The following is a 10,756-nucleotide window of genomic DNA, read 5'->3' as shown; positions in this document are numbered from 1 at the left end:
TCGACGGCGATCATCTTCGTCTTCGTCGCGAACCAGCCGAAGAAGGGCAGGGGCGTCAGCTCCTGCTTCATGATGAAACAGTTGTCGGGCAGGACGGCGAACGGCGCGATGACGTCCAGCATCGACTGGTGCTTGCCCGCGATCAGGGCGGCCCCGGTCGGGCGGTGCTCCAGCCCGCGGAACTCGACCTTGACCCCGGCGATCCAGCGCAGGCCGAACAGGCAGAATTTCGACCAGCTGCGGATCACCCACATCGACTGGCGGTAGGGCATCAGCAGGGCCGGCGACAGGCCGACGGCGAACAGGGCCATCGACAGATACAGCCAGGCGACGAACAGCAGTGACCGGACGGTGACCAACTCAGGCGGCCTTTTCGGCGGGCGCGGCGTCCGCGGGGGGACGGCCGCCGCCGATCGTGGCCCGGCCCAGGGCGGCGAGGTATTTCATGTATTCCAGCGTCATCCGCCGGGCGGTGACGGCGGCCTTCCACCAGCGCGAATTGTCCAGCGACGGCGTCTCGACCGCATAGGGCGTCAGCCGCACGCCGGGAGCGGCGGCGCGGATCTCGGTCAGGGCCCGGGGCATGTGGTAGTCCGATGTGACCACGATCAGGCTGTCATAGTCCTTGGCGGCGGCCCAGGCGGCGATCTCCTGGGCGTTGCCCAGGGTGTCCTCGGCCTCGAAGCCCAGGTCGACGCAGCAGTTGAACAGCTTGTTCGAGCCCGGGGTCAGGGCGCGCAGTTCCTGACGGCGGACCTCGCGGTTGACGCCCGAGATCAGCACCCGCTCGCCCTTGTCCTGCTCCAGCAGGCGGATGGCGGCGTTGACCCGCTCGGCCGAGGGGCCGGTCAGGGCCACGATGGCGTCGGCGCGCTCGGGCTCGGGCGCGGGCGTGAATCCGCGCACCCGGTCGGCGAAGGCGAACAGTCCGATCGCCCAGATGAGCGCCAGAATCGCGATGAAAGTCAGAAACTTCATGCGGTTAACCTAGTGACGCCCCTTCAATCGCGCCAGCGCCGTGAAACGCGCCGCCACAAGCGCCACCGTAGCGGCCAGCAGCGGGCATGGCGAGAGGATCAGCACGTCGCTCCACATCAGCGGCAGGGCGGGTGTGACGCCCTCGGCGCCGCCGAGGAAACGCAGGCCCGCGACCAGAATCATGGCCGTCAGGGCGCCGATTCCCCCCGCGACCGCCGCCACCAGGCCGTAGCGGACCTGATAGAGGCCGGCGATGGCGCCGTCGGAGGCGCCGTTCAGGCTCAGGGTCTCGATCACGCCCGTCCCGGCCGCCATGCCGGCGCGGGTGGCGTAGGCCACGGCGGCGCCCGCGGCACCGGCGGTCAGCAGGAAGGCGGCCAGGGCCAGGACGGTGATGAGGGCGGCGGACCGCTCGACCTCGCCGCGCCACAGGCTGTGGTCGTCGACGGTGGCGTCGAGACCGGCGCTGGAGAGGGCGCGGCTCAGGCTCACGGCGCTGGCGGGCGCCGTCCGGTCCAGCCGCACGGTGACCAGATGGGGGATGGGCAGGTCGGGCAGGACGGCGTCGCCCAGCCATGGCCGCAGCAGGGCCTCGGCGGTCTTGCGGTCCATGGCCTCGGCCTCGGTCACGCCCGTGACGCCGGCCAGCGTCTCGGCGGCGCGGGCGGCGGCCTCGGCGCCGGTCTCGCCGACGCGGGGGCGAACCTGGACCGTGGCCTCGGACCGCAGCTGGCGGGCCCAGCCGTGGGCGGCCCGGTCGGCGGCGACGGCGCCGACCGCTGACAGGCAGGCGAGGAAGCACAGGACGGCGATCAGCGAGGCCAGCCAGCGCTCGCCGCCCGCGTCGCGCGGCAGCAGGGAGGGGCGGCGTGTGAACAGGCCGGAGATCACGCCTCGCCTCCGGTCAGGCGACCGCCCTCGAGGCGCAGGATTCTGGCGCCCGACCGTTCGGCCAGGGCCTCGTCATGGCTGGCGATCAGGACCGTGGCCCCCAGCCGGTTCAGCGACTGGAACAGCTTCAGCAGACGCTCGCCCATCTTCGCATCCACGCTGCCGGTCGGTTCGTCGGCCAGGATCAGGTCGGGGCCCGCCACCACGGCGCGGGCGATGGCCAGCCGCTGCTTCTCGCCGCCCGACAGCGACGGCGGCAGATCGTCCATCCGGTCGCCCAGATCGACCCAGTCCAGCATCTCCCCGACATCGGCGGCGTAGTCGATCTGTCTGCCGCCCGCGAGGCGCAGCGGCAGGGCGACATTGTCGAACACCGACAGATGGTCCAGCAGGCGGAAATCCTGGAACACCACGCCGATGCGCCGCCGGAAATCAGGCAGGGCCTTGCGCGGCGCCATGGTGGCGTCCTCGCCGAACAGGTGCAGGGTCCCCGCGTCGGGACGGGCCTGCAATGTCAGCAGTTTCAGCAGGGTCGACTTCCCCGCTCCGGAGGGCCCGGTAAGGAAGTGGAAAGAGCCGGCTGGCAAGGTGAGGTTAACGTCCCGCAGCGCGCGGTGCGTCGACGCATAGCCGAAACCCACGCCGGACAGGCGGACGGTGTCGGTCGCGGAGGCGGATCGTGTGGCGCGGCGGGGCTGGACGGACATCGATTTTGGGTCAGGACGCGGTTTCGAACCGCGACGGGAGGGGGCGAAGAGCCTCGCAGTCAGCCGACATGATACTGACCTGCCCGTCCTGCGCCACCAGCTATTTCACCCCCGATGAGGCGATCGGGCCCGGCGGCCGCACCGTGCGCTGCAAGGACTGCAAACACACCTGGCGGGCCACGCTGGACGAACCGCTGGAGCTGTCGATGTCGACCGCTCCCTCCGAGGCGGCCAGTTTCAGCTCGCGCGAAGAGCCCGAACCCGAATCGCTGGCCGAGACGCCCGCTCCCGAACTGCCCCGCGCCTTCCGCGCCCGCGCCGAACAGCAGCGCCGCCTGCGCCGCGCCGCCGCCCATGGCGTGGTCTGGGCCGGCATCGCTTCGGGCTTCGCCGCCCTGCTGGCCAGCGCCTGGCTGTTCCGGGTCGAGGTGGTCGAAATGGCCCCGCGCGCGGCCCAGGCCTACGCCGCTGTCGGTCTGACGGTGAATCCGACCGGTCTCGACTTCGAAGCCATCACCGCCCGGCCCCTGCCCAGCGATCCGGGCAAGGTGCTGGTCTCGGGCGCGCTGAGGAACGTGCGCGACAATGAACGCACCGCCCCGCCGGTGCGGGTCGCCCTGCTGGACGCGCAAGGGGCCGAGATCGGCCACGCCGTGGTCCGCATCGACGCCGCCCCCGTGCTGCCGGGCAAGGTGCAGGGCTTCGCGGCCGTAATCGCCGATCCAGGCGCGCGCGGACAGGGCATCGGCGTCGATTTCGTGCTGGATTCGCCCGCCGCCCGCGCCGCCCGCCCCGTCGAGCCTCAGGCGCCCGCGCCGGTCCGGGCCGACACCCGCCGCGCCGCGCCGCCCGCCGTTCACGAGCCCAGCTCCGCCCCGCTGCACGCGGCCGGCGCCGTCGGCCTGCGTCCCGCCCTGTCGCCGGGATCGTCGGCCCCGCTGGACATGCAGCCGATCGACGCCGTTCCGGTGGTGGACACGCATGCGGTCGAGGCGCTATCGGCCTCGAATGGCTGAGACCTCCGCGCCGACCGTTCTCCTGCCCGAAGCCGAGGTTCAGCGCATCGTCGCCGAACTGGCGGCGCAGATCGCCCCCGTCATCGATGACGAGACCGTCGCCGCGGTCCTGCTGACCGGCGGCCTGTGGTTCGCCGCCGACCTGACCCGCGCCCTGTCGCGTCTGGGCCGCAACGTCCGCTTCGACGCCCTGTGGCTGGCCTCCTACGGCGACGAGCAGACCAGCCGGGGCAGGATCGAGGTCCATGCGCCTTTGCAACGTCCGATCGCGGGTCGGCGGGTCCTGATCATCGACGACGTCTTCGACACCGGCCTGTCGCTGGCCGAGGCCGTTCGGATCGCGACCGAGGCGGGTGCGTCAGAGGTCCTGACCGTGGTGTTCGCCAAAAAGCCCTGGCCCCTGCCGCGCGCGCCCGAGCCGGACTTCGTCGGCTGGGAGGCGCCGAACCGGTTTCTCGTCGGCTACGGACTGGATCACGCCGGGGCCCTGCGCGGCCTGCCGGATGTTTGCGCGCTGGACTGACGGCCTGCCGGAAGCCTACCGGAAGAAGAGGCGGCGCGCCCATCGGGCTCCTGCGCCTTTCAGCCATTCGATCATCTTCTTGATCTCGATCAAGGCCGCGCCCGCTCCGCCGAGAGCGCCGGAGAGGCTTTCGAGGATGATGTCCGAACAGTCGAGATAGTCCTTGGCGGCGGCGTCGGCCCACTCCTCGGACGAGATATCCGTCAACGTCCCGTCGTTCTCGATCACGAAGGGGCCGGGCCCCGCAGGCGGCGGGGACAGATACAGGTCCCGTGCCTGTCCGTGAACCTTGAGCTTGAAGTCCAACTGCACGCCCGTAAGGCCGTGATGCGCGAGAGCGTCGACATGGTCGTCCCAGTCACGTTCCAGCATCCGGATCATCGCTGAAACCTGCGGAGCGCCGCCCGCATCGTACGCACGGCTGGCCAGGGCGCGGAGATCTTCGGACATGAATCCCGGATTGGCGATCATCGCCTGAAGGTCCTTGTCGAGGGTCTTGAGGAAGGCGATCAGCCGGAGGCCGTCATCCCCCGCGTCGCCTTCCGGGCCACCCCCGCCTTGGCCCGAGCCGCCAAAGCCGGCCTCCTGACCTGAAATCGTATCGCTCACGATCAACCCCTTTTTGCGGTTCCGAGGCCGGAACCGTAAAAGTTGTTCAGCGCGACAGCCAGTCCGCCTTCGGCTCGCGGGCCCACATGTCCTCATACGACGGTCGCGACCGGACCACGGCCCAGCGATCGCCGTCCACCAGCACTTCGGGGACCAGAGGCCGCGAATTGTACTCGCTGGCCAGCACCGCCCCGTAGGCCCCCGCGCTCATGAAGGCGACGAGGTCGCCCGCCTGGAGCGGCGGCAGCATGCGGTCGCGGGCGAAGATGTCGGTGGATTCGCAGATCGGCCCGACGAGGTCATAGGCCAGAAGCTCGCCCTCGCGCGGTCGCACCGGAACCAGATCGTGGAAGGCGTCGTACAGCGCCGGGCGCATCAGGTCGTTCATCCCCGCATCCAGCACCAGGAAGCGCCGGCCGTCCGCGCGCTGGTTGACCTGGATGACGCGGCTCAGCAGCACACCGGCGTTGGCCGCCAGCAGCCGGCCCGGTTCGAAGGCGGCCTCGACCTCAAGCCCGTCCAGCACCCGCGCGCACATGGCGGCGTAGTCGCTGATCGACGGCGTGTCCGTCTGGCCGTGATAGGGCACGCCCAGCCCGCCGCCGAGGTCGAGGCGGCTGACCGCATGGCCGTTGGCGCGCAGGGTCAGGACGACCTCGCGCAGGGTGCGGAAGGCGGCCTCCATCGGCTCCAGCGAGGTGATCTGGCTGCCGATGTGGCAGGCCAGCCCGACCGGCGTCAGATGCGGCGAGGCCGAGGCCCGCGCATAGAGATCAATCGCCTCCTCGACCGGCACGCCGAATTTGTCGGTCGCGCCGCCGGTGGTGATCTTGGCGTGGCCGCCCGCGCCGATCTTCGGATTGACGCGAATGGCTATATTCGGGGTCGCTATCGCTCGCGACGCGGTCCCTCGCTGCCTGAGCGACGAAGAGACTTCGATCAGCCGGTCCAGTTCCGCGCCGCTCTCGACATTGATCTGGCGCACCCCGGCCTCGATGGCGAAGGCCAGTTCGGCGTCGGTCTTGCCCACGCCCGAGAAGATGATGCGGTCGCCCGGGACGCCCGCCGCCAGCGCCCGCCGGATCTCGCCCTCGGACACGGTGTCCGCGCCGCAGCCCAGCCGGGCCAGGGTGGCCAGCACCGACAGGTTGGAGTTGGCCTTGACCGCGAAGGCGATCAGGGCGTCTCCGAGCGCGCTCCGATGGGCGTCGACCGCCTCGCGCAGCAGGCCGTAATGCCGCGTCAGGGTCGCGGTGGAATAGACATAGGCCGGCGTGCCCACGGCGTCGGCGAGCGCTTCCAGCGGCGCGCCCTCGGCGTGAAGGGCGCCGTCGATCCGGTCGAAATGATGCAAGGCCTAGCGGTTCGGCTGGGCGCCCGGGCCGTTGTAGGGGCTGGTCGGCCCCCCCTCGATCGGCGCGGTGCTGGGCGGACGGTAGACGGTGGCGGGCTCGGGCAGGCCGGGGGCGCGACCGTCGCGCTGGCTGCGCTCGGTCTGTTTGGCGGGCGGGGCCTCGAGGTCGGCCATCCGGCCGCAACCGGCCGCGGAGACGGCGAACAGGGCGAGGACGCCCAGGCTGACGATGTTTTTCATCCCAATGCCCCTACGCAAGACGCGCCTTCCATTCGGCGATACGCGCGCGGACCTGTTCCGGCGCCGTGCCTCCGAAGCTCTGGCGACTGGCGCAGGACGCTTCAGGGGTGAGGACCTTGTACACCTCTTCCGTAATTCCCGCCTCAAGCGATTGCAGTTCGGACAGCGGAATCTGCGCCAGATCGAGGCCCATCGCCTCGGCCCGTTTCACCGCCGCGCCGGTGACATGGTGCGCCTTGCGGAACGGCAGGTTCAGCTCGCGCACCAGCCAGTCGGCCAGGTCGGTAGCCGTCGAGAAGCCGGCGCCGGCCGCGGCGCGCATCCGCCCGGTGTCCGGCTGCAGGGCGGCGACCATGGCCGTCATGGCGCCGAGGGCCAGGGTCAGGGCGTCGAAGGCCTCGAACACCGGCGGCTTGTCCTCCTGCATGTCCTTGGAATAGGCCAGCGGCAGGCCCTTCATCACCGTCGACAGGGCGACCAGCGATCCCATGATCCGGCCCGTCTTGGCCCGCACCAGTTCGGCGGCGTCGGGATTGCGCTTCTGCGGCATGATCGACGAGCCGGTCGTCAGGTCGTCGGGCAGGCTGGCGAAGCCGAACATGGGCGTCATCCAGACGACGATCTCCTCGGCCAGCCGCGACAGGTGGCCCGCGGCGATCGAGGCGGCGGCCAGGCTCTCCAGGGCGAAGTCGCGGTCCGAGACGGCGTCCAGCGAATTGGCCATGGGCCGGTCGAAGCCCAACTCCGACGCCGTCATATGCCGGTCGATGGGGAAGGGCGACCCGGCGAGGGCAGCGGCGCCCAGCGGGTTCTCGTTCATGCGGGCGCGGGCGTCGGCGAACCGCCCGGCGTCGCGGCCGAACATCTCGACATAGGCCATCAGATGGTGGCCCAGGGTGACCGGCTGCGCCGTCTGCAGATGGGTGAAGCCCGGCATCAGGTCGTCCGCGTGCTGCTCGGCGCGGGTCAGAAGGACGGCCTGCAGGCCCTTCAGCTGTTCGACCGCCCGGTCGCAGGCGTCGCGGACCCACAGGCGGAAGTCGGTCGCCACCTGGTCGTTGCGGCTCCGCGCCGTGTGCAGCCGCCCGGACGGCTCCCCGATCAGCTCGGCCAGCCGCGCCTCGACATTCATGTGAATGTCCTCGAACTGGTCGCGGAACGGGAAGGAGCCGTCGCGGATCTCGCCCTCGATGGCGTCCAGACCGTTCAGGATGGCGTCGGCGTCGGCCCGGGTCACAATGCCGCGCGCCGCCAGCATGCGGCAGTGGGCCCGCGAACCGGCCAGATCCTGGGCCCACAGGCGGCGGTCCACGCCGATCGAGACGTTGATGGCCTGCATGATGTCGGCGGGCCGGGCCGAGAAGCGGCCGCCCCACATGTCTTGACCTTCCGCGTTCGGATCGGCTTTGGTCGGGGCGGGCGGCGTTGGATCGGACATGAAGGTCTCGAAAGCGGTTTTGGGCGTGGCGGCGGGCGCGCTGCTGATCGGCGTGATCGGCGGCGCTGCGCTGCTATACGCGAAACCCGGCGCGATCGACAAAGCGCCGCCGGCGGCGGCGGCGAAAAGCGAGCTGGCGCGGTTCGCCCGAGGCTCGATCGCCGCGCTGGAAACCCCCGCCGTGCTGGAGCCGGCGCCCGCCTATGTATTCAGGACCCGCGACGGCGCCGACGCCCGGCTGGCCGATTTCCGCGGCAAGGTGGTGGTGGTCAACGTCTGGGCCATGTGGTGCCTCCCCTGCCGCACCGAAATGCCGACCCTGGCCCGTCTGGCCGAGGCCTATGAGGGCCAGGACCTGATCGTCCTGCCCGTCAATGTCGACAATGACGCCGACAAGATCGCGGACGCGAAGAGCTTCATCGACGTGCACGAGCCGCTGCCGCTGTACAGCGACCCGAAATTCCAGTTGCCCTTCGAACTGCCGGGCAAGGGCAAGATGCCCCAGACCGTCCTGCTGGACCGGCAGGGCCGCATCCGCGCGCATTTCTCGGGCGAGGCCGACTGGGCCAGCCCGGAAGTCCGCGCGCTGATCGACGCGCTGTTGGCTGAAGCCGCCTAGGCGCTGACGGCGCGGGCCTCAGTTGCCCCTGGTGTCGGTCGCGGTCTCGGCCTTCTGGTCGTCGGCCTTTTCCGCGAGGGTGTCGGTGGCCTCGTCGACTTCCTGGGCGACCTCGCTGGCCCCCGCGGCGATGGCCGAGCCGACCTGGGCGGCCTCTTCCTTGAGCGCGGAACCCGCTTCCTCGGCGGCCTGACCGGTGTCGGCGGCGGCTTCGTTGGCGTCGGCCTGGGCGTTGTCCTGTTCGGCCTGGCTGCAGGCGGCGAGCGACAGGGCGGCGAGGGCGGCGAGGGCGACGGTCTGGATGCGCATGGGAAATCCCCCTTCAGCGTGGAACCTTGGCGGTAAACGCGGCAAGGGGGTCCCGGTTGCGCCTCAGGCCGTCGGGCCCCAGACCGCGCGCAGACGCGCCGCCCGGCCGCAGAACCGGGTGTAGCCCGCATAGCGTTCGGGATTCAGCCGCGCGAAGTCCTGATGATAGGCTTCCGCGGGCCAGAAGCGTGCCGCGTCCCGCACCGGGGCGACGAAGCGGGCGGCCCCGATCCGGACGGCGGCGGCCCGGCGCGAGGCCTCGGCGGCCGGCTTCTGGGCGGCGCTGGCGAAGACCGCGGTGGCGTAGGACGGGCCCTGGTCGCAGAACTGGCCGTCCGGATCGGTCGGGTCGATGGTCAGCCAGAAGCGGTCGACCAGCTGCCGGTAGCTGATCCGGGCCGGATCGAAGGTGACCTGGACCGCCTCCAGATGTCCGGTTCCGCCGCGTACGACCTGGTCATAGGTCGGCGTGGCGACGCGGCCCCCCGCAAAACCGGATACGGCGGCGACCACGCCGGGCATGCGCTCGAAATTGGCCTCCGTGGACCAGAAGCAGCCGCCGGCGAAGACGGCGACCTCGCGCCGGCCGCTGTCGCGGGCCTGGGGAGCGGACGCAGAGGGGGAGGGGGCGCTCTCGGCCGGATCGCCGGGCGAACAGGCGGCGATGGCGAGCAGGACAAGGCTGGCGAAGGCGCGGCGCGACATGGGGACGATCTCCGGGGACGCACGGCGTCCGCCGGAACATACGATTCCTCGCCGCCCGGGGTTTCAAGGCCCGCAAGCAAAAACCCCCGGCCCTCTTTCGAGGACCGGGGGTCTTGTTGTGGGCCTACCGGCCTTCGGCCTGGATGAGGCCGAAGGCTGGCATCGCCTTCCGGGTTTAGCGGAAGTTGATGCCGATGGTGGCGCGACGGTTGAGCGGCTCGCGAACGCCGTCGGCGGTCGGGCGGGCCAGGGCGGTTTCACCCTTGCCGTCCAGCGAGATCACGCCGCCGTTGACGCCCTGGGCGACCAGCGCGTCCGCAACGGTGCGGGCGCGGCGGTTGGACAGGCCGACGTTGTAGGCGGCCGAACCCGAGGTGTCGGCGTGGCCGACGACCAGAACGCGGGTCGGACGGCCGGTCTTGGCGTAGTTGGCGGCCTGGGTGACCACCGACGAGGCTTCAGCCGTGAGGTCCGAGCGATCCCAGTCGAAGTAGACCACGAACTCACGCGCGGCCGGAACCTGGGCCACCGGAGGCGGCGGAGGCGGCGGCGGCGGGGGCGGCGGGGGCGGCGGGGGCGGGGGCGGCGGCACATAGACCGGCTCGTCCGCACCGAACGCATAGCGCAGGCCCAGGGTCACGGTGTGGCTCTCGTCGTAACGGCCCTGGAAGGGACCGATGGCCGAGGCCGCCGTCGAGGTGAAGGTGGCGAACTCCATGTTCGACACCAGGTAGCGGTAGGTCAGGTCCAGATGGGCCCGGTCGCTGACCGCCCAGGCCAGGCCGGCGATGCCTTGCGCCGCCAGCTTGGTCGAGCTGTCGTCCGCACCCACGCCGATGGCGCGGTTGTTGGCGAAGGTGCCCACGAAGTTGGTGTCGACGCGGTTCACGCCGGCGCCCAGGCCGATGAACGGACGCAGGGCGTCATCGGCGCTGCCGAAGTCGAACAGCACGTTCATCATCAGGGTGGCGGCCTTGAACTCGCCGTCCGGAGCCAGGCAGGCGCCCGCAGACACGTTGCACACGCCGCTCGGAACCCCGCCGGGGCCCGGACGATCGATCATCTCGATGTCGTTCTGGCGATAGCCGCCTTCCAGCTCAACGCGCCAGTTCTGGTCGAACCGGTAGCCCAGACGCGCAAACGCGGCCCAGTCGCCCTCGGTCGCGATGTCGAACTGTGCGTTCGTGGTCTGCGAGATCGTCTCCACGTCGCCCAGCGTGTGGTAGCCCGCGTCAATCGCGCCATACCAGCCGTTCGGCTCAGCCGCCGCAGCGCCGGCCGACAGGGCGAGAGCCCCGGCCGCACTGGTGGCCATGATAAAAGTCTTTACGCGCATGGGTGGATGCCCTCCGCAGCCCAAGTGAATC

General features: G+C 70.8%; 14 protein-coding genes. 3 read left to right on the top strand and 11 right to left on the bottom strand.

The genetic code is table 11. The annotated features are described in order from the left end of the window. From V6M42_RS08465 to V6M42_RS08450, 4 genes are all read right to left on the bottom strand, one after another. A partial coding sequence (locus V6M42_RS08465; protein ID WP_332678183.1) for a lysophospholipid acyltransferase family protein occupies positions 1-359 on the bottom strand: 359 nt, incomplete at its 3' end. A 1-nt stretch (position 360) separates the two neighbouring features. After that, positions 361-978: a YdcF family protein gene (locus V6M42_RS08460; protein ID WP_332678182.1), complete on the bottom strand. Its 618-nt coding sequence runs from the start codon at positions 976-978 to the stop codon at positions 361-363. Positions 979-987: 9 nt separating this feature from the next. Continuing rightward, positions 988-1,869: a cell division protein FtsX gene (locus V6M42_RS08455; protein ID WP_332678181.1), complete on the bottom strand. Its 882-nt coding sequence runs from the start codon at positions 1,867-1,869 to the stop codon at positions 988-990. Beyond that, entirely contained in the window at positions 1,866-2,576 is a 711-nt protein-coding gene (locus V6M42_RS08450; protein ID WP_332678180.1) for a cell division ATP-binding protein FtsE, read from the bottom strand. Before V6M42_RS08450 ends, V6M42_RS08455 begins: the two co-directional genes overlap by 4 nt. A 68-nt stretch (positions 2,577-2,644) precedes the next feature. Between V6M42_RS08450 and V6M42_RS08445 the strand changes: the two genes are divergently transcribed. Further along, positions 2,645-3,592 carry an MJ0042-type zinc finger domain-containing protein gene (locus V6M42_RS08445; RefSeq protein ID WP_332678179.1) on the top strand — a complete coding sequence of 316 codons (948 nt, stop codon included), beginning with the start codon at positions 2,645-2,647 and terminating at the stop codon, positions 3,590-3,592. Then, positions 3,585-4,115: a phosphoribosyltransferase gene (locus V6M42_RS08440; protein WP_332678178.1), complete on the top strand. Its 531-nt coding sequence runs from the start codon at positions 3,585-3,587 to the stop codon at positions 4,113-4,115. Before V6M42_RS08445 ends, V6M42_RS08440 begins: the two co-directional genes overlap by 8 nt. Before the next feature lie 15 nt (positions 4,116-4,130). On the opposite strand, the gene V6M42_RS08435 is transcribed toward V6M42_RS08440, so the two are convergent. From V6M42_RS08435 to argH, 4 genes are read right to left on the bottom strand one after another with little or no spacing between them, the layout of a single operon-like run. Next, positions 4,131-4,724, bottom strand: a complete 594-nt coding sequence (locus V6M42_RS08435; protein WP_332678177.1) for a hypothetical protein — start codon at positions 4,722-4,724, stop codon at positions 4,131-4,133. A 46-nt stretch (positions 4,725-4,770) separates the two neighbouring features. After that, positions 4,771-6,078 (bottom strand): diaminopimelate decarboxylase, encoded by a 1,308-nt coding sequence (gene lysA, locus V6M42_RS08430; RefSeq protein WP_332678176.1) that lies wholly within the window; start codon positions 6,076-6,078, stop codon positions 4,771-4,773. 3 nt (positions 6,079-6,081) lie between these two features. Next, positions 6,082-6,318, bottom strand: coding sequence for a hypothetical protein (locus V6M42_RS08425; protein ID WP_332678175.1), 237 nt, complete (start codon positions 6,316-6,318; stop codon positions 6,082-6,084). A gap of 10 nt (positions 6,319-6,328) precedes the next feature. After that, positions 6,329-7,696 carry an argininosuccinate lyase gene (gene argH / locus V6M42_RS08420; RefSeq protein WP_332678184.1) on the bottom strand — a complete coding sequence of 456 codons (1,368 nt, stop codon included), beginning with the start codon at positions 7,694-7,696 and terminating at the stop codon, positions 6,329-6,331. A 58-nt stretch (positions 7,697-7,754) separates the two neighbouring features. On the opposite strand from argH, the gene V6M42_RS08415 reads away from it, so the two are divergent. Further along, positions 7,755-8,375, top strand: a complete 621-nt coding sequence (locus V6M42_RS08415; RefSeq protein ID WP_332678174.1) for a TlpA family protein disulfide reductase — start codon at positions 7,755-7,757, stop codon at positions 8,373-8,375. Positions 8,376-8,393: 18 nt separating this feature from the next. On the opposite strand, the gene V6M42_RS08410 is transcribed toward V6M42_RS08415, so the two are convergent. From V6M42_RS08410 to V6M42_RS08400, 3 genes are all read right to left on the bottom strand, one after another. Then, positions 8,394-8,684 (bottom strand): hypothetical protein, encoded by a 291-nt coding sequence (locus V6M42_RS08410; RefSeq protein ID WP_332659687.1) that lies wholly within the window; start codon positions 8,682-8,684, stop codon positions 8,394-8,396. A gap of 63 nt (positions 8,685-8,747) precedes the next feature. Beyond that, positions 8,748-9,389 carry a peptide-methionine (S)-S-oxide reductase MsrA gene (gene msrA, locus V6M42_RS08405; RefSeq protein WP_332678173.1) on the bottom strand — a complete coding sequence of 214 codons (642 nt, stop codon included), beginning with the start codon at positions 9,387-9,389 and terminating at the stop codon, positions 8,748-8,750. A gap of 175 nt (positions 9,390-9,564) precedes the next feature. Next, positions 9,565-10,704, bottom strand: a complete 1,140-nt coding sequence (locus V6M42_RS08400) for an OmpA family protein (RefSeq protein ID WP_332678172.1) — start codon at positions 10,702-10,704, stop codon at positions 9,565-9,567. Between the last annotated feature and the right edge of the window lie 52 nt (positions 10,705-10,756).

This window comes from Brevundimonas sp., assembly GCF_036677305.1.
Taxonomy (GTDB): Bacteria; Pseudomonadota; Alphaproteobacteria; order Caulobacterales; family Caulobacteraceae; genus Brevundimonas.
This window is presented reverse-complemented; position numbering and strand designations above follow the sequence as displayed.

Excerpts from the sequence above, each read along its gene's own strand:
- V6M42_RS08460 (WP_332678182.1), bottom strand. The coding sequence starts at position 978 with ATGAAGTTTCTGACTTTCATCGCGATTCTGGCGCTCATCTGGGCGATC.
- V6M42_RS08450 (WP_332678180.1), bottom strand. The coding sequence starts at position 2,576 with ATGTCCGTCCAGCCCCGCCGCGCCACACGATCCGCCTCCGCGACCGAC.
- V6M42_RS08440 (WP_332678178.1), top strand. The coding sequence starts at position 3,585 with ATGGCTGAGACCTCCGCGCCGACCGTTCTCCTGCCCGAAGCCGAGGTT.
- V6M42_RS08445 (WP_332678179.1), top strand. The coding sequence starts at position 2,645 with ATGATACTGACCTGCCCGTCCTGCGCCACCAGCTATTTCACCCCCGAT.
- argH (WP_332678184.1), bottom strand. The coding sequence starts at position 7,696 with ATGTGGGGCGGCCGCTTCTCGGCCCGGCCCGCCGACATCATGCAGGCC.
- V6M42_RS08425 (WP_332678175.1), bottom strand. The coding sequence starts at position 6,318 with ATGAAAAACATCGTCAGCCTGGGCGTCCTCGCCCTGTTCGCCGTCTCC.
- msrA (WP_332678173.1), bottom strand. The coding sequence starts at position 9,389 with ATGTCGCGCCGCGCCTTCGCCAGCCTTGTCCTGCTCGCCATCGCCGCC.
- V6M42_RS08415 (WP_332678174.1), top strand. The coding sequence starts at position 7,755 with ATGAAGGTCTCGAAAGCGGTTTTGGGCGTGGCGGCGGGCGCGCTGCTG.
- V6M42_RS08410 (WP_332659687.1), bottom strand. The coding sequence starts at position 8,684 with ATGCGCATCCAGACCGTCGCCCTCGCCGCCCTCGCCGCCCTGTCGCTC.
- V6M42_RS08400 (WP_332678172.1), bottom strand. The coding sequence starts at position 10,704 with ATGGCCACCAGTGCGGCCGGGGCTCTCGCCCTGTCGGCCGGCGCTGCG.